The following is a 14,631-nucleotide window of genomic DNA, read 5'->3' as shown; positions in this document are numbered from 1 at the left end:
GCACGCGCTCGGCTGGCCTGTGAGGGCGCGGGCGTGATCGTGAAGGAGATGCCCGCCGGGGTGCCCCAAGGCCCGGCGGCGTCGCCCCTTCAGGCACGGTTTCAGGGCAGGGGGGATCGGGGCGATGTGCACGGGCGGATGCTTGTGCCCGGCCCTGGTCGCGATGACGGCGCGCCGCGCCCTGCGAGCGCCCCGCCGATGCAGGCCCGGGCGCGCCACGTGGCTCCGGCCCGCCTCCGGCCTATTTGCCGTAGTTGGCGACGATGAAATCGTAGGCCTTGCGTGCATCGGCGGAGAGGCGGGAAGAGCTGGTCATCACCTTGGCGAACAGCTCCTTGGCCTTGGCTACGTCGGCCGGGCCGAGATCGCCGCGATAATAGAGGCTGGCGAGGTTGTAGGTGGCATCCATGTCGCCGGCGGCCGCCGCCCGGGCATACCAGGTGGCGGCATTCTGGTTGCTCACGGGAAGGCCGCCACGGCCCAGGCTGTAGAAGCGCCCCACGTTGAACTGGGCCCGGGCGAGCCCCTGCTCGGCTGCGCGGCGGTACCATTTGAAGGCTTCGGGCAGGTTCTGCTCCACGCCGCCGCGGCCGCCGTCATAGATCTTGGCGATGATGAACTGGGCTTCCGCATCCCCCCGTTCCGCCAGCGGCCGGGCGATGGCGAGGGCGGTCTTGAAGTCGCCCTGCCCATAGGCAATCTCCGCCTCCGCCAGATCGCCCGCCGTATTGGCCAGGGTGGCACCGGCGGGCACAGGCTGGCCGGCGCCGGTGGAGCCCGTCTCCAGCAGCGGCAGCGGGACACCGCCATCGGGTTCGGCGGCGGAGCGCGGCCCCAGCGGGCCGGGCTTGTCCATGGCCGGCACCAGCGGACGTGGCGGCTCCGCCGGGGCCGGCGTGCGGGCGGATTTCGCGCCGCCGATGAACAGGTCATTGCTGCGGGACGGCTGGCGCTCCGCCTCCGGCTGGGGCCGGGCCTCCCGCATGGCGATGGGGGCTTCCGTCCGTCCCGGCGGGGCGAGGGTGGCGGCTTCCTCGCGGCTGAGGAACAGGAACAGGCCGATGGCCGCAAGCGCGGCGCCGGTGCCCACCAGGATGCCCTTGAGGGGGCCGCTGAACCAGCCCTCCCCGCCGGCCGCGGGGGCGGGCCTGGCCGGCGGCGCACCCGGTGCGGCGGCAGCCGCGGGCCGGGCCAGCAGGGCCTGCGCCAGCGCCCGCCCCGCGGTGGCCTTCGGCGCCTCGCCGGCCAGGGCGTCGAGGAAGGCGCGCATGTCGGGGAAGCGCTTTTCCGGCTTCTTCTCAAGCGCCCGCATCACCACCGCCTCAAGGTTCCGGTTGAGGCCGGGCCGGGCGAGGGCGGAAAGCCGGGGCGGCGGGGTTTCGATCTGTGCGCGCATCAGATCGTAATCGGTGTCGGCGCGGAACGGCACACGGCCGGCCAGCATCTCGTAGAGCACGATGGCGAGGCTGTAGAGGTCCGAGCGCGCGTCGCCCTGGGCGCCCTTCATCTGCTCCGGCGCCATATAGGCGAGGGTGCCGACGATGCTGCCGTCGCGGGTGAGGCGCTGGGAGCCCTCCACCCGGGCAATGCCGAAATCCATGATCTTGAGCAGGCCGCTCTCGGTGACCATGAGGTTGGCGGGCTTGATGTCGCGATGGAAGACCCCGGCGGCGTGGGCGTAGCACAGGCCTTCGCCGGCCTGGGTCACCAGCGACACGGCGGTGGCGGGGTCCATGGGGGCCTGGCTGCGGGAGATGAGGGTTTCCAGCGTGTCGCCGCGCACCAGCTCCATCACCATGTGCAGGCTCTGGCCTTCGGGCACCAGGGCATAGAGCGTGGCGATATTGGGGTGGTTGAGCTTGGCGAGGCTGGAGGCCTCGGCCCGGAAGCGGTCGGCGAAGCTGGGGTCGTTGGTCAGCTCCGGCCGCAGCGACTTGATGGCCACCTCCCGGCCGAGGGCGGGATCAAAGCCCACATGGACCTGCCCCACGCCGCCGGCCCCCAGCAGGCGGCGCACTTCATAGGGGCCGATGCGCGCGGGCATGGTCATTGCGGCTCTCCCGGAGGGCAGGCGGCGCTTTCCTTCTGCCGTGCGTCGAGCACGTCGAAGGCGGGAAGCCGCCGGGTGGCGCCCTGCGGGAGGGCGGGCGGGGCGGTGCCCACCGTGAAGACGCCCACCGAGATGTTGTCCTCGCCGCCGGCGCGGTTGGCGTCGCGGATCAGCGCTTCGCAGGCGGCCTGCGGCGGCAGGTGCTGGCAGATGCCGCGGATGTGGTCGTCCTCCACCATGTTGGTGAGGCCGTCCGAGCACAGGATGAAGCGGTCGCCGGCCTTAAGCGGCACGCCGTCCGGGTCGCTGGTGGGGGTGATGGGGCGGGGCGAGCCCACCGCCTGGAGAATGCCGTGGCTGTCCGGGTGGGTTTTCGCCTCGGCCGGGCTGATGAGGCCGTCGCGGACCAGCTTGGCCACATAAGTGTGGTCATCGCTGATCTGGGTGAGGGCGCCGTCGCGCAGGAGGTAGGCCCGGCTGTCGCCCACGTGAACGAGGAAGGCCCGGTTGTCCTGGAAGGCGAGGGCGGTAAGGGTGGCGCCCATGCCGTGATAGGCGGGGTTTTCCCGGGCCGCCTCGCGGATGGCCGCATGGGCCTGGTGCACGCAGGCGAGCAGGCGGGCCGCGGCCGGCCCCTCGCCGGCGAAGAAGCCGCGCATCACCACTTCCACGGCAATGGCGCTGGCCACCTCGCCGGCGGCGTGGCCGCCCATGCCGTCGGAGACCACGGCCAGGGCATCGGCGAAGGTGCCCTGTGGGCTGCGCCGCGCCGCATAGGCGACGCGATCCTCATTGGCGGGGCGCACCCTGCCGGGGTCGGTGAGCATGGCGCCGTCCACCATGAGGGGCGCTTCTGCCGGCGGGGCGGGGGTGGCCGCGGACATGTCTTTCTCCCGCCCGCTCAGGGCGCCCGCTGGGCCTGGAGCAGGGCAACGCCGTATTTGATGGGTACCGCGAACGAGACGGCAGCGTTGCCCAGGGCCAGCCCATAGGTGAAGAAGCCGATGACGCGGCCGGAACTGTCGAACACCGGGCCGCCGCTGTTGCCGGCACCGGTGGTGTTGATGGCCAGCTGGAAGGCGTCGCCGATGTCCGAATAGGCCTTGATGTGGTCTTTCGTGTCGGCGGTGGAGGCCGCGACACGGGAAATGATGCCCTCCGTCACGGTGGGCTGCGGCACCAGCTCTTCCCGGGTGCCGCGACGGCCGGCCTCCAGCGTGCTCACCACCACGCGGTCTTCCATGGACACGGCGGGATAGCCGAGAACGGTCACCCGGTCCCCGACCACCAGCTTGTCGTCCGCGGCGATCTGCACCTTGTTGAGGCTCTGGGGGGTGTCCACCTTGATGAGGGCGGCGTCCGCATCGGTGGAAGCGCGCACGAGGGTGGCCGCCATGCCAAGGCGGCTGCCGGGAAAGCGGACCTCCAGTTCCTCGTTGCGGCCGATGAGGTTGCGGCCGTCGTCGGAGATGCGGAAGGGAATCTTGTCCAGGAAGACCACGCCGGCTTCCTGCTCGGGAATCCATTCGTAATTGCCGATCGCCGCCAGCTCGGGATCACCCGGACCCACATTGCGGGCGCGGGCTTCCTTGTAGACGAGGGCCTCGCGATAGGGCCAACGGAACTTGGTCATCCAGCCGGCGGCCACATGCTTGTTGGTCAGGATGAAGCCGTTCTCGCTGACCACGAAGCCGGAGCCGGAGCCCCCGAGGCCGACGCGGAAATTGTTGCGGGCGCCGTCGTCCAGCGTCAGCCAGGGCACGATGTCGCCGTTTCGCAGGCGCACGAAGGCGGGGTAATAGCGCTTGTTGTAGGCGACCATCTTCACAAACAGCGGCTTGCCTGCCTCGCGGTCATAAAGCCCCCATTTCAGGGTGATGCGGACCGTGGCGTCGCCGTAGGTCTCGATGATCTGCCGGGAGCTGGTGCCAAGCTCCTTGGCCACGCTGGCGATGGCCTCCTGCTTGGCCTTCGCCACCTCCTCCGCCTGGATCTGTGCCTGCGCCTGCGCTGCTTCCGCCGCTTCGGTCCGCAGCTTCTGGGTGTTCTGCGCCGAATACCAGTAGAGCGCGCCACCGCCCACCAGGATGAAGGCGACGAGGCCGGCCGCCAGGGCCGACCAGGATTTTCGGGTGCTGCGCCGCTCCTCGTACAGCAGGCGCTCCACGGTTTCCTTGCCCACGCTTTGTTTGGGCGGGACGGCCACGGGCAATGCGGCGGCGGTGGCCTCCGGCGGGGCGGACGGCACCGACATGATGCGGGTGGCGGCGGCGTCCACCACATTCATCACACGGGTGCGCGAGGCGTAGCCTTCGGGACGCGGCTGGATGTCGAAGACGAATTTGGGGCCGCCCTTGCCGAGCTCGATCACGTCGTCGGGAAAGATCTCCCGCTCCGCGGTCACCGGCTCGCCATTGAGGAAGGTGCCGTTGCTGGAGCCGGTGTCGGCGAGGAAGACGTTGGGCCCTTCAAGATTGCGCAGGGTGATGGTGGCGTGCTGGCGGCTCACCAGGTCGTCGCCGTCGGAACCGTAGAGCACATCCGAACCGGGCTTGCGGCCGATCTGGAGCGCCAGGCCTTCCACGATCGCGAACTGATCCAGGCGATTGGCCTTCGCACCGTTCAGATGCCGCAGAACGATGTTACGAGTGACGGGTTCCATGTCTCCCCCTACGCACCCTGCACATGACCATCGGCGCCGGCGCGGTCCATGCGGCGCTCCGTGGTGGCGCCCAGGCCCCCGGCGGCCGCCCGCGCGCCGGCTCTCACCGGGTCACCTGTTTCAAGACCCCCCGGGGGGGCCGGCTTCACTCGCCGATGTCGGTCACCATGCTCACCGGCAGGGCCAGGGTTGCCTGCGTCCCCGCGGCAGGCCCGCCCGATGCGGGAGCGGCCCCGGCCAGGCTGGGGGAAGCCGGCGCGGCACCTGCAGCCGCCACTGCGCCGCCAGCCATCGCGCTCCCGGTCAGCGCGGCGCCACCGGCCGCCGTGGCTGCGCCCAGGGCCGGTGTCGCTCCCGGCGCCGGCTGGCTTCCTCCCTCCGTTCCGCGGGCATAGGTATAGGAGGGCGTCGCCGCCGGCGCAGGCAGGGCGCCGGTGGACGGGGCCGATCCGGCCGGCTCCGAGGGCTCCGCCCGGGCCACGTCGGTGGCGTCCTTGCTCTTGCTCTTGGAGGCGGTCTTGGTGGGCTTGCTCTTGCCCTTGGCCACCTTGGCCCCGCCGCTGGAGGCCCGCGGCTTGGCCATGGCCGAGGCCGCCATGCCGACGATGGCGGCAACGCCGATGCCCAGCGCAACGCCCCGTCCCAGGCGGGGACCGGCGTGGGCTTCCCGCGCGAAGCCGACGAGAACGAGGGAGAAGCAGGAAATCGCGGCAACGAGGCCGAGCACGACCCGCCGCAGACGCAAATGCGCTCCGCAGCGCATCGCGTGCGTGTGAAGTACAGTTTGCATATGAGTATTCCCCAATTACCGGTAACGTTAACCCTGCCGCAACCCCAGGTCAAGAATTCCGCCACTTGCACGTAGACTTCAAAATTTTTTGGCGGGCACCTTTTGTAATGGCGAAGCTGACTCCGGCCCAAAGTGGTTCATCCATCTTCTTGGGCGACTGTAAACTTGGCTCACAGATGATATTTTGTGCAGTAAAGACGGCTCGGCCGGCATCCGTCCAAGGGGTGGAGCCGTGGGCGCCGCGCCGCCCTGCGGCATCGCCCGGCCCCCTGCCGACCTTGCGGTGAACGAGCGCCTTTCGCCCGAAGCCGCTTGCGTTTAGGTTGGCGCAGGCCCGCCGTGCGGCCGAAGAGCTGGTCGAGGACCCGTGCGTTACGTTTCCACCCGGGGCGAAGCTCCCGTTCTGTCCTTTTCCGATGCGCTGCTGGCAGGCCTGGCGCGCGACGGCGGCCTCTATGTGCCCGAGGCCTGGCCGAGCCTGTCGGCGGACGAGATCGCCGCCCTCGCCGGCAAGCCCTATGCGGCCGTCGCCAAGGCGGTCATCGGCCCGTTCGTCGCTGGCGCCCTGCCCGAGCGCGTCCTCGACCTGATGATCACCGACGCCTATGCCGGCTTTCGCCATCCCGCCGTGACGCCGCTGGTCCAGATCGCGCCCAACCGCTTCGTGCTGGAGCTGTTCCACGGGCCCACCCTGGCCTTCAAGGATGTGGCGATGCAGCTGCTCGCCCGCCTCATGGACCATGTGCTCGCCGAGCGCGGCGCCCGCGCCACCATCGTCGGGGCCACCTCGGGGGACACGGGCAGCGCCGCCATCGAGGCGTTCCGCCATTCCGATGCGGTGGACGTGTTCATCCTCTATCCGCACAAGCGGGTGTCCGAGGTGCAGCGGCGGCAGATGACGACGGTCAATTCGCCGTCGGTCCACGCCATTGCCGTGGAAGGCACGTTCGACGACTGCCAGAGCATGGTGAAGGCCATGTTCAACCATCACGCCTTCCGCGACCAGCTGGCGCTGGCGGGCGTGAATTCCATCAATTGGGCGCGCATCGTCGCCCAGGTGGTCTATTATTTCTATGCGGCCACGGCCCTGGGGGCGCCGCACAGGGACATCTCCTTCGTGGTGCCCACCGGCAATTTCGGCGACATCCTCGCCGGCTGGGTGGCCAAGAAGATGGGCCTTCCCATCCGCGATCTCTCCATCGCCACCAATGTCAACGACATCCTGGTGCGGACCCTGGAAACCGGCCGCTACGAGGTGAAGGGGGTTCACCCCTCCTCGTCGCCCTCCATGGACATCCAGGTGTCCTCCAATTTCGAGCGGCTGCTGTTCGAGGCCCTCGACCGGGACAGCGCGGCCCTGCGCCAGCTCATGGCTTCCCTGTCCCAGTCCGGCGCCTTCACCGTGCCGCGCGGGGCGCTCGCCGCCATTGCCGCCGATTTCTCCGCCGCCCGCGCCGACGAGCCGGAAACCGGCGCCACCATCGCGCGGCTCTATTCCTCCGCCGGCTATCTGGCGGACCCCCATACGGCGGTGGGCCTCGCCGTCGCCGACAAGGTGGAGCATGCGGCCCATGTGCCGCAGGTGGTGCTTTCCACCGCCCATCCGGCCAAGTTCCCCGATGCGGTGGAGGCGGCCACCGGCCATCGCCCGGCCCTGCCGCCGCACATGGCGGACCTCATGACCCGGCGCGAGAGCGTCACCGTGCTGCCCAACGACCTTGCGGCGGTGGAGAGCTTCATCCGCGCCCGGGCGCGCGTGGCGGCAGGTGCAGCCGCATGAGCGTGCAGATCACGACGCTCGACAACGGCATCACCGTGGTCACCGACGAGATGAGTCATCTGGGTACCGCCTCCCTGGGCATCTGGGTGGGCGCCGGCGCCCGCGACGAGCAGGAGAACGAGCACGGCATCTCCCATCTCCTTGAGCACATGGCCTTCAAGGGCACGCGGCGGCGCACGGCGCGGCGCATCGCCGAGGAGATCGAGCAGGTGGGCGGCGACATCAACGCCGCCACCTCGGTGGAACAGACCTCCTACAATGTGCGGGTGCTGGGCGAGGACGTGGGCCTCGGCCTCGACATCCTCGCCGACATCCTCACCGAGCCGGCCTTCGCGCCCGACGAGCTGGAGCGGGAGAAGAACGTGATCGTGCAGGAGATCGGCGCGGTCATGGACACGCCCGACGACCTGGTGTTCGACCTGTTCCAGGAATGCGCCTTCCCGGGCCAGTCGGTGGGCCGCTCCATCCTCGGCACGCCGGAAACGGTGCGGGGCTTCCACCGCGACCAGCTGGGCGCCTATCTCGGCCGCACCTATCGCGGTCCGCGCATGGTGGTGGCCGGCGCCGGGGCGGTGGAGCATGCGCGGCTGGTGGCCGATGCCGGTGCGCGGCTGAAGTCCATCGCGCCTGCCGGCAAGCCGGAGCTTCCCCTCGCCACCTATGCCGGCGGCACGCAGCTGGTGGCGCGCGACCTGGAGCAGGTGCACGTGCTTCTGGGCCTCGAAGGCTGCTCCTACCACCATGGCGATTATCACGCGGTGCAGGTGCTCGCCAACGTGCTAGGCGGAGGCATGTCGTCCCGCCTGTTCCAGGAGGTGCGGGAAGAGCGGGGCCTTTGCTATTCCATCTATGCCTTCCACTGGAGCTATGCCGACACCGGCCTGTTCGGCATCTATGCCGGCACCGACACGGGGGACGTGGGCGAGCTTTGCGATGCCGTGATCGAGCAGGTCCTCGATACCGCCGAGACCGTGACCGACACCGAGGTGGCCCGCGCCAAGGCGCAGATGAAGGTGGGCCTGCTCGCGGCGCTGGAGAGTTCCGGCGCACGGGCCGACCAGCTCGCCCGGCAGATCCTGGGCTTCGGCCGCGTCATCCCGGTGGAGGAGATCGTCGCCCGGGTGGATGCGGTGGATGTGGGCGCGGTGCGCCGCGCGGCGCAGGCCCTCATCGCCCGCGGCCGGCCGACCCTCACCGCCATCGGGCCGAAGGGCGGCCTCGATCCTGCGGCGCGGGCGGCGGAGCGGCTGCAGCGCAACTGAAACGCGAATTGGAGTTGCATCCAGATCTTCGCGCGAACAAGGGGTTGGAGCCTGTTCGGCGCACCTGCCCCGGCGCCGGTGGCGCACCAGCCTGCGACCATTGAGCCGATGGCGGGCCTCGGCCCGGCAGAAGCGTGGCAGCCTGCCATGGCGTATGCTGAAGCGTGAACTGCGGTCGCAGGCGCCATTTGCCGCCGGCGGCGGCGTGGGGGAGTATCGGGGGCCGGTCCCGCTCTGGCGGCGGCCCGCGGGACTAGAAAAGAGATATTGTTCGGGTCGCATCCGCATGTGGCTTTCCACCATCTTCCTGTGCCCGCCGGAGCCCCTCCCCACCATCGAGGGCCAGGGCATCTACCTGCGCGTGCCGCAGATGGGGGATTTCGCCAAATGGCGCGCGCTGCGCGAGGAGAGCCGTTCCTTCCTCACGCCGTGGGAACCGCTCTGGCCCGAGGATGATCTGACCCGCGGCGCCTACCGCCGCCGCCTGCGGCGCTATGCGCGCGATATGGTGGCGGACGAGGCCTATCCGCTCTTCATCTTCCGCCGCGGCGACCATGAGCTGCTGGGCGGCCTCACCTTGTCCAATGTGCGGCGCGGCGTGTGCCAGGCGGCGAGCCTGGGCTATTGGATGGGCGCGCCCCATGCCGGGCAGGGCCACATGAAGGCGGCGGTCAACGCTTTGCTTCCTGTGGCTTATGACGTGCTCCATCTGCGCCGCATCGAGGCGGCGTGCATGCCTTCCAACCGGCCGTCCATCCGCCTTCTGGAGAGCTGCGGCTTCCTGCGGGAGGGATATTCCCGGGAATATCTGTGCATCAACGGCGTGTGGGAGGACCACCTGCTGTTCGCTCGGCTGCGCCACGACATGGCGCTGCCGGAACTGCTGCGGCAGGTGCCGCCCACCGCGGCGCAGTAAGGGCGGACCCGCCCCGCCCATTGCGGGATGCCGCCGTCTTGGGGGGGCGCGACGCCGTCTTGGGGCGCGCGGCGCCGGATGCGGCTCAGCCCCGCGCCCGCAGCTCCCGGCGCAGGATCTTGCCGGTGGCGGTCATAGGCAGCGTGTCGGTGAAGGCCACATGGCGCGGATATTCGTGGGCGGAAAGGCGGGTCTTCACGAAGTCCTGGATCTCGGTCGCCAGCGCCTCGGTGGGCGCCACGCCCGGCTTCGGCACCACCCAGGCCTTCACCGCCTCCGTGCGCAGCGGGTCGGGCACCCCCACCACGGCCACCAGCGCCACGGCGGGATGCTTGAGGATGCAGTCCTCGATCTCCCCCGGCCCGATGCGGTAGCCGGCCGAGGTGATCACGTCGTCCGAGCGGCCCACATACCAGAGGTAGCCGTCCGCGTCCTGCCGGCCCATGTCGCCGGTGAGCAGGAAGTCGCCGGCATATTTCTGCGCCGTGGCCTCGGGATTGCGCCAGTACTCCAGCATCATCACCGGATCGCCGCGGCGGATGCCGATGTGGCCTTCCGTGTCCGCCGGCAGCTCCGTGCCGGCCTCGTCCACGATGCGCACGTCGTGGCCCGGAATGGCCTTGCCCATGGAGCCGGGGCGAATGGGGAAGAAGTTCGAATTGCAGCCCACCACGAGGTTGCATTCGGTCTGGCCGTAGATTTCCCGCGCCTCCACCCCAAGGCGCTCCTTCACGAAGGCGCCCAGCTCCGCCCCCAGGGTCTCGCCGCCGGTGAGGAGGGAGCGCAGCTTCAGGCCGTCGTGCCGCACATCGGCCTGCCGCAAGAGCTTCAGCGCCGTGGGTGGGAGGAAGACGTTGCGCACATGGTGGTCGGCCATCAGCGCCATGGCGGCCTCGGGATCGAACTTCTTCGCCCGGTGGGCGAGCACGGGCACGCCGAAGTAGAGGGAGGGGAAGAGCACGTCGAACAGTCCGCCGATCCAGGCCCAGTCTGCCGGGGTCCAGTGCAGGTCCCCGGGCTGGGGCATGTATTGGTGCACGAACTGGATGCAGGGCAGGTGGCCCAGCAGCACCCGGTGGCCGTGCAGCGCCCCCTTGGGATTTCCGGTGGTTCCCGAGGTGAAGATGATGATGGCCGGGTCGTCCGGCCCGGTCTCCACCGGGGTGAAGCGGTCGCTGGCGGCCTCCAGCGCCGCGTCGAAGCCGGCGGCGCCCCCCGTGTCGGCACCGATGACGAAGACATAAGCGAGGTCCGGCAGGCGGTCCCTCACCCGCTCCAGCTTGGCGAGGCCCGCAAGGTCGGTGACCAGGGCGCGGGCGCCCGACGCGGCGAGGCGGAATTCCAGCGCCTCGTCGCCGAACAGGGTGAAGAGGGGAACCGAGACCATTCCCGCCTTGAACGCGGCGATGTGGGCGATGGCGGTTTCCGGCGCCTGCGGCAGGAACACCGCCACCCGGTCGCCGGCCGCGAGGCCGCGGGCGCGCAGGGCGTTGGCGAAGCGGTTGGTGAGCGCCTTCAGCTGGTCGAAGCTGTGGGTGCGGACGGCGCCGCTCTCCTCCACGAAGATGAGGGCCGGCTTGCCGGAGCCGTCCGCATGGGCGTCGGCGCAGGCCACGCCCATGTTGAAGCGCCCGGGAATCCGCCAGGAAAAGGCCCGGATGAGCCCCGCATAATCGTCCGCCGGCACGAGCATGACCGCCTCCCGTCGCGCCGCTCTGGTGTGGCGGCTTCAGGAAACGATCGAACGTTTTTTTAATGGGCGGGTCAATAGGCGGCACACGGATGGTGCCGCCCCGTCCCCCGCTGGCAGGGCTGCGGCGCCTTGCACGCCCTCAGTAATAGGAGGCGATCTTCTCCACCTCGGCCCGGGAGCCGAACACCAGCGGGATGCGCTGGTGGATGTGGTGCGGCTGGATGTCGAGGATGCGCGTCTTGCCGTCGGTGGCACCGCCCTTGGCCTGTTCCACCAGGAAGGCGAGGGGGAAGGCCTCGTAGATGAGGCGCAGGCGGCCGTTCTCATAGCCCTTGCGCTTGTCGGCAGGGTAAACGTAGACGCCGCCGCGGGTGAAGATGCGGAAGGCGTCGGCCACCATGGACCCCACCCAGCGCATGTTGAAATCCTTGCCGCGCGGGCCTTCCTTGCCGGCGAGGCAATCGTCGAGATAGCGCTGCATGGGCGCATCCCAGTGGCGCACGTTGGACTGGTTGACGCCGTATTCCTTGGTCTCGGCCGGGATCTCCACTTCCGTGCGCGCCAGCACGAAGTCGCCGCTCAGCCGGTCATGCACGAACACCTGCGTGCCGTCGCCGAAGGTGGCCACGAGGATGGTGGCCGGGCCGTAGGCGAGGAAGCCCGCCGCCACCTGGTGCCGGCCGGGGCGCATCACCGCCGCCTTGGGGTCGGCCTGCTCCGCCGGGTCATAGGGCATGATGGAATAGATGGTGCCCACGGAGACGTTGGTGTCGATGTTGGACGAGCCGTCGAGCGGGTCCACCGCCACCACCAGGCGGCCTTCGGGATTGAGCGGGATCAGCTCCTCGCTCTCCTCGGAGGCGAGGAAGGCGGCGGCGGTGGGCATGAGGGCGGCGCAGATGCGCTCCTCGGCCACCACGTCCAGTTCCTTCTGGGTGTCGCCGCCGGCATTGGGGTCCACGCCGCGGACCTTGGCGAGGCTCTCCTCCAGCGGGCCGCGGGCCACCAGATCGGCGATGCCGAGGCCCGCCTGCGCAATGGCGGTGACGGTGCCGGCCACCGCCTTGCGGGCGGCATCATCGCCGGCCCAGGTTCCGAGGAAGGTCTGAAGGGTCACCATCTCGCTCACCTGAAGCTCCCGTGCTCGCCCGGCGGACGCCCCCGCCGCGGCCCTTATGCCGCACTGCAGCGGGTGCGGTAAAGCCGCAACGGCGCGCGCGCTCAGCGGCGGCGGATGATCTCCACGCCCACATCGCCGAACACCCCGGTCACCGGCGCGCCGGGCTTGTGCACTACCACGCGCACCTGCTCCACCACCTCGAAATGGTCGAGCAGGCGGGTGGCGATGCGCTCGGCCAGGGTTTCGATGAGATGGACCGGGTCGTCGGAGACCGCCGCGGCCACATGCTCGTAAACCTGCTGGTAGGACACGGTGAGGGCCTGGTCGTCGGCCCAGGCGGCCGGCCGGGTGTCGAGCCAGCAATCCACGTCGATGACGAATCGCTGGCCAAGCTCGCGCTCGGCTTCGAACACGCCATGCCGCGCATAGAAGGGCAGCGCGCGCAGAAAGAGCCGATCCGTATTGTGGGGACGCTCGCTCGGGCGGGCGCTCGTCTGCGCGCCCGCCTCGGCGAGGGCGGTGGGATCATCGGGTGTCATGTCGTCCTCACGCGGCGAGCGCCGGTTGGACTGCCTTCCTATTGATTCCGCGCGCCTCTTTCAACGGATCTTCACCTCCACCGGGGTTGGACGCGGCAGGTGCGGCACCGCCGGGGGGCAGCCGTCGCGGATCAGCTCGGGAATGAAGGCCGCCGGATTGACGCCCAGCGCCGCATGCAGGCCGGCATAGGAGACGGTGACGCGGGGGTTGATCTCCACCACCCTCGGCCCCTGCGGCGTCAGCACCACGTCGATGCAGACGATGCCTGAAAGGCCCGGAAATGCCGCCACCACCCGGCGCGCCAGATCGGCGAGGCTGCCGTCCTCGTCCTTGATGCCGCCCACCGTGACGCCCTCGAAGCCGAAGACGCCCACCAGGTGGCTGACCTGCAGGCGGTTGGCCGCCAAGAGCGTGGTGCTGTCCGGCCGGGCGAGCACGCTCAGGCTGGTCGCGGTGCCATGCACGAAGGGCTGCACCACCAGCCCGGAGCTGCGGGGCAAAGCGGCGCGATTCGGCCAGGCGCGGGTGCTGCCCCAGCCGGAGCCGTCTTCCGGCTTGGTCAGCAGATCGCCGTCGAGGCCGGCGGGCAGCGCGTCGATGGGGAAGGTCGGCACATGGGGGATGCCGGCCGCGGCGAGGCGCTCGGTCATCTTCAGCTTGCTGGCGACGAGGGTGATGGCCGCGGGATCGCTGGCGATGAGCCGGGCGCCGCCCTCGTCCATCATCCGCACCATGCGCGCGAGGATGCCGCCGCCTTCCTGCGCGATGGGCCAGACCACATCCGCATCCTGCGCCAGGCTGGACCAGCAGATCCACGGGTCCTCGCCCTTGCGCACAGGCACCGCGTCCCGGTTGGGGGGCGGCAGGCGGTCGTCATAGGCGAGGGCGACGGTGACGTTCGGCAGTTCCTCAAGGTCGGCCACGACGGCGTCGCGGATCAGCGTGCCCTCGGCGACGAGCGCCTCCGGCAGGGGCTTGTCGCGCATCCCGCCGGATGTCACGTACTCACAGATGAAGACGCGCATGGGGCTCCTTTCCGGGCAGTACGATGGACACAGCACATGCAGCTTATCCCGGTCATTGATCTGAAGGGAGGGTGTGTCGTTCATGCCGTGAGGGGCCAGCGCGCCGCCTACCGGCCCATCCGCACGCCCCTTGCCGCAACGAGCCGGCCGCTGGACGTGGTGGCCGGCCTCCTCGCCCTTGCTCCCTTCCGCACCCTCTACGTAGCGGACCTCGACGCCATAACCGGCACCGGCGACCATTGCGCGACGCTGGACGACCTGCACGCCGCCTTTCCACAGCTCGATCTGTGGGTGGATGCGGGGGAGGCGGATGCCGCCCGCATCCGCCAGCGGGCCGCATCCGGCCGGGGGGTGAGCGTGGTCGGCACCGAAACCCTCGGCGCGGCTGCAGCGGGCGTGCTCGCCGCCGGGCCGCTGGTTCTCTCCCTGGACCACGATGCGGCCGGGCCGCTCGGTCCGCCGGCGGTCCATGCGGACGCGCGCCTGTGGCCGGAGCGCGTCATCGTCATGACCCTGGCCCGGGTCGGTTCGGGGGAGGGGCCAGACCTTGCTTCTCTCGATGGCATCGCCGCCCGGGCCGTGGCCGCCGGGGTGGCCCCGGCTCTGTTCGCCGCCGGCGGCGTGCGCGGCCCCGGCGATCTGGAGGCCCTCAGCCGGCGCGGCATCGCCGGGGCGCTGGTGGCGAGCGCGCTCCACGACGGACGGATCGCCCCGCGCGACGCGCAGCGCTGGGCCTGAAGCGGCGGTTGTGGCGCCGGCTCGCTGCCTGTGACCAACTGGACACAGCCGGGCC

Annotated in this window: 12 protein-coding genes; 4 read left to right on the top strand and 8 right to left on the bottom strand. The window is 70.2% G+C overall.

Features of this window, described 5'->3' with window-relative positions:
• Positions 1 to 241: 241 nt before the first annotated feature.
• From ACI7BZ_RS17605 to ACI7BZ_RS17590, 4 genes are all read right to left on the bottom strand, one after another.
• Positions 242 to 2,050 carry a serine/threonine-protein kinase gene (locus tag ACI7BZ_RS17605; protein ID WP_414118445.1) on the bottom strand — a complete coding sequence of 603 codons (1,809 nt, stop codon included), beginning with the start codon at positions 2,048 to 2,050 and terminating at the stop codon, positions 242 to 244.
• Complete coding sequence (locus ACI7BZ_RS17600; protein WP_414118444.1) at positions 2,047 to 2,934, bottom strand: PP2C family protein-serine/threonine phosphatase; 888 nt, start codon at positions 2,932 to 2,934, stop codon at positions 2,047 to 2,049. Before ACI7BZ_RS17600 ends, ACI7BZ_RS17605 begins: the two co-directional genes overlap by 4 nt.
• A gap of 17 nt (positions 2,935 to 2,951) precedes the next feature.
• Positions 2,952 to 4,712: a trypsin-like peptidase domain-containing protein gene (locus tag ACI7BZ_RS17595; RefSeq protein ID WP_414118443.1), complete on the bottom strand. Its 1,761-nt coding sequence runs from the start codon at positions 4,710 to 4,712 to the stop codon at positions 2,952 to 2,954.
• A gap of 145 nt (positions 4,713 to 4,857) precedes the next feature.
• Positions 4,858 to 5,439: a hypothetical protein gene (locus tag ACI7BZ_RS17590; RefSeq protein ID WP_414118442.1), complete on the bottom strand. Its 582-nt coding sequence runs from the start codon at positions 5,437 to 5,439 to the stop codon at positions 4,858 to 4,860.
• A gap of 430 nt (positions 5,440 to 5,869) precedes the next feature.
• Between ACI7BZ_RS17590 and thrC the strand changes: the two genes are divergently transcribed.
• The 3 genes from thrC to ACI7BZ_RS17575 all read left to right on the top strand — a co-directional run bounded on the left by thrC (position 5,870) and on the right by ACI7BZ_RS17575 (position 9,460).
• Positions 5,870 to 7,282: a threonine synthase gene (gene thrC, locus ACI7BZ_RS17585; RefSeq protein ID WP_414118441.1), complete on the top strand. Its 1,413-nt coding sequence runs from the start codon at positions 5,870 to 5,872 to the stop codon at positions 7,280 to 7,282.
• Entirely contained in the window at positions 7,279 to 8,544 is a 1,266-nt protein-coding gene (locus ACI7BZ_RS17580) for a M16 family metallopeptidase (protein WP_414118440.1), read from the top strand. The genes thrC and ACI7BZ_RS17580 overlap by 4 nt, the downstream gene beginning before the upstream one ends.
• Positions 8,545 to 8,830: 286 nt before the next feature.
• Positions 8,831 to 9,460 (top strand): GNAT family N-acetyltransferase, encoded by a 630-nt coding sequence (locus ACI7BZ_RS17575; protein ID WP_414118439.1) that lies wholly within the window; start codon positions 8,831 to 8,833, stop codon positions 9,458 to 9,460.
• Between the two features lie 85 nt (positions 9,461 to 9,545).
• Here the strand turns inward: ACI7BZ_RS17575 and ACI7BZ_RS17570 are convergent, their stop codons facing one another.
• The 4 genes from ACI7BZ_RS17570 to ACI7BZ_RS17555 all read right to left on the bottom strand — a co-directional run bounded on the left by ACI7BZ_RS17570 (position 9,546) and on the right by ACI7BZ_RS17555 (position 13,838).
• Positions 9,546 to 11,153, bottom strand: coding sequence for an acyl-CoA synthetase (locus ACI7BZ_RS17570; RefSeq protein WP_414118438.1), 1,608 nt, complete (start codon positions 11,151 to 11,153; stop codon positions 9,546 to 9,548).
• A gap of 139 nt (positions 11,154 to 11,292) precedes the next feature.
• Entirely contained in the window at positions 11,293 to 12,273 is a 981-nt protein-coding gene (locus ACI7BZ_RS17565; RefSeq protein WP_414119204.1) for a class 1 fructose-bisphosphatase, read from the bottom strand.
• Between the two features lie 101 nt (positions 12,274 to 12,374).
• Positions 12,375 to 12,812: a dihydroneopterin aldolase gene (gene folB, locus ACI7BZ_RS17560; RefSeq protein ID WP_414118437.1), complete on the bottom strand. Its 438-nt coding sequence runs from the start codon at positions 12,810 to 12,812 to the stop codon at positions 12,375 to 12,377.
• A gap of 60 nt (positions 12,813 to 12,872) precedes the next feature.
• Complete coding sequence (locus ACI7BZ_RS17555) at positions 12,873 to 13,838, bottom strand: ATP-grasp domain-containing protein (protein ID WP_414118436.1); 966 nt, start codon at positions 13,836 to 13,838, stop codon at positions 12,873 to 12,875.
• A gap of 87 nt (positions 13,839 to 13,925) precedes the next feature.
• Between ACI7BZ_RS17555 and ACI7BZ_RS17550 the strand changes: the two genes are divergently transcribed.
• On the top strand, positions 13,926 to 14,576 hold the full coding sequence (locus ACI7BZ_RS17550; RefSeq protein ID WP_414118435.1) for a HisA/HisF-related TIM barrel protein: 651 nt from the start codon (positions 13,926 to 13,928) through the stop codon (positions 14,574 to 14,576).
• Positions 14,577 to 14,631 lie beyond the last annotated feature (55 nt).

Source organism: Xanthobacter sp. AM11 (genome assembly GCF_047444035.1).
In the GTDB taxonomy this organism is placed as follows: domain Bacteria; phylum Pseudomonadota; class Alphaproteobacteria; order Rhizobiales; family Xanthobacteraceae; genus Xanthobacter.
The sequence above is the reverse complement of the archived record's forward strand: the minus strand, read 5'-3'. Positions and strand labels throughout refer to the sequence as shown.

Coding starts and splice junctions, on each gene's coding strand:
- ACI7BZ_RS17595 (WP_414118443.1), bottom strand. CDS start 4,712: ATGGAACCCGTCACTCGTAACATCGTTCTGCGGCATCTGAACGGTGCG.
- folB (WP_414118437.1), bottom strand. CDS start 12,812: ATGACACCCGATGATCCCACCGCCCTCGCCGAGGCGGGCGCGCAGACG.
- ACI7BZ_RS17575 (WP_414118439.1), top strand. CDS start 8,831: ATGTGGCTTTCCACCATCTTCCTGTGCCCGCCGGAGCCCCTCCCCACC.
- ACI7BZ_RS17570 (WP_414118438.1), bottom strand. CDS start 11,153: ATGCTCGTGCCGGCGGACGATTATGCGGGGCTCATCCGGGCCTTTTCC.
- ACI7BZ_RS17600 (WP_414118444.1), bottom strand. CDS start 2,934: ATGTCCGCGGCCACCCCCGCCCCGCCGGCAGAAGCGCCCCTCATGGTG.
- ACI7BZ_RS17605 (WP_414118445.1), bottom strand. CDS start 2,050: ATGACCATGCCCGCGCGCATCGGCCCCTATGAAGTGCGCCGCCTGCTG.
- ACI7BZ_RS17580 (WP_414118440.1), top strand. CDS start 7,279: ATGAGCGTGCAGATCACGACGCTCGACAACGGCATCACCGTGGTCACC.
- ACI7BZ_RS17555 (WP_414118436.1), bottom strand. CDS start 13,838: ATGCGCGTCTTCATCTGTGAGTACGTGACATCCGGCGGGATGCGCGAC.
- ACI7BZ_RS17565 (WP_414119204.1), bottom strand. CDS start 12,273: ATGGTGACCCTTCAGACCTTCCTCGGAACCTGGGCCGGCGATGATGCC.